Source organism: Aliterella sp. E5.1 (genome assembly GCF_057473825.1).
This window is the reverse complement of sequence record NZ_JBYCCV010000418.1, coordinates 1-1,332: the sequence shown is the minus strand read 5'-3', so window position 1 is coordinate 1,332 and position 1,332 is coordinate 1. Positions and strand designations below refer to the sequence as shown.

The window sequence follows — 1,332 nt, the reverse complement described above, 5'->3', positions numbered from 1 at the left end:
GCTCAACTAATACTGCTTGAATTGGAGACTATCGCTCAAACTGTCGAGCATCGCTTACAACGCTACCAAACTCTGGGACGCACAATCACTTTGAAAGTCAAGTTTGCCGACTATCAGCAAATCACGCGCAGTAAAACTGTAACTACTGCTGTTGGTAAGGCAGAGGCAATTAGCCAAGTAGTTAAGGAACTATTAGCATCGGTTTCTCTGGAGGGGCGCAGCGTTCGGCTATTAGGTATTTCCCTTTCAAATCTCGACTGCGCCACTGAACCAAAATCAGTTCAATTATGCTTATTTGAATAGACTGCTTTTCTAGGCTGATAACAAAAGTTTATTGAGACTCAAATCTTGTACGATTCTCAACAACAGTGAAGTCTCACTCGCACCTCCATGAAAATTGTCAGTTTTACTAATGCGTCGGCAAAGATTGAGATGGCTGTTACTCTGAATCTTAAATCAAGCTTACCTCTCCAGTATCAAGATCGTAGCGACCTCCAACAATTTTGAGCTTGTTATCCAGCAATTTTTGCGACAGAATACTTGAATTTTGTTTCAATTTCCCAATTTGATAGCGAACATTGGCAATTACAGCGTTATCAACCAAATCATCTGATGTACCTTCTATCTTAGAGATAGCAGGTTTGATAGCTTTAACAAAAGAACCAATATGACCTGAAAGATGTTTGCCTTGGACTGCGGCAGTGACAGCACCACATCGTTCATGACCTAAAACCATAATTAAAGGAGTGCCGAGGATCTCGACAGCATATTCCAGGCTACCAAGAACCTCTGGAGTGACGATATTTCCAGCCACACGGATGTCAAATAAGTCACCAATTCCTTCATCAAACAAAATTTCTGGAGCTACGCGAGAATCAGCGCAGCTTAATAGAGCCGCGAAGGGGTGTTGTGCTTGGGCAACTTCTTTCATGCGTGCCTGTGATTGGTCAGGGTGGAGGCTCAACTGATGCCTAAATCGTTGATTTCCGTCCATAAGTCGCTTCAAGGCGGCACTGGAAGCGACAAGATCGAACGAAGCAGCGCTAGCACTAGATGGTCGTATATTCCAGAATGCAGTAACCATTAAAGCATTCGCCACAACCATTCCACCAGTTCCAGTTAAGTTTAAGAAACGACGACGACCGAGCGATCTATAGTTTTGATTCATAGTTCCAAAGATAGATAATCACGACCAGTTAACTTAAAAACTTGCAGCAAGGTTGCGTTTGCATTTAACGCTTTTTACTTTTTGCTTTTTGAGATGTCCAAATAGAAGAAAACAACTGGCTCACATTGAGGCAACGCACCTCACTGAGCGAATTTCCATCGCAT

General features: G+C 42.8%; 2 protein-coding genes. One reads left to right on the top strand and one right to left on the bottom strand.

Annotation, left to right across the window (positions count from 1 at the left end; translation table 11 throughout):
* The coding region (locus AC2VE5_RS27810) for a DinB/UmuC family translesion DNA polymerase (RefSeq protein ID WP_486890744.1) at positions 1 to 303 on the top strand (303 nt) is incomplete at its 5' end.
* A 148-nt stretch (positions 304 to 451) separates the two neighbouring features.
* Here AC2VE5_RS27810 and AC2VE5_RS27805 read toward each other — a convergent pair.
* Positions 452 to 1,168, bottom strand: coding sequence for a carbonic anhydrase (locus AC2VE5_RS27805; protein ID WP_486890743.1), 717 nt, complete (start codon positions 1,166 to 1,168; stop codon positions 452 to 454).
* Between the last annotated feature and the right edge of the window lie 164 nt (positions 1,169 to 1,332).

What these genes read in the sequence shown, in the direction of transcription:
- AC2VE5_RS27805 (WP_486890743.1), bottom strand. Translation starts at nt 1,168, where the DNA reads ATGAATCAAAACTATAGATCGCTCGGTCGTCGTCGTTTCTTAAACTTA.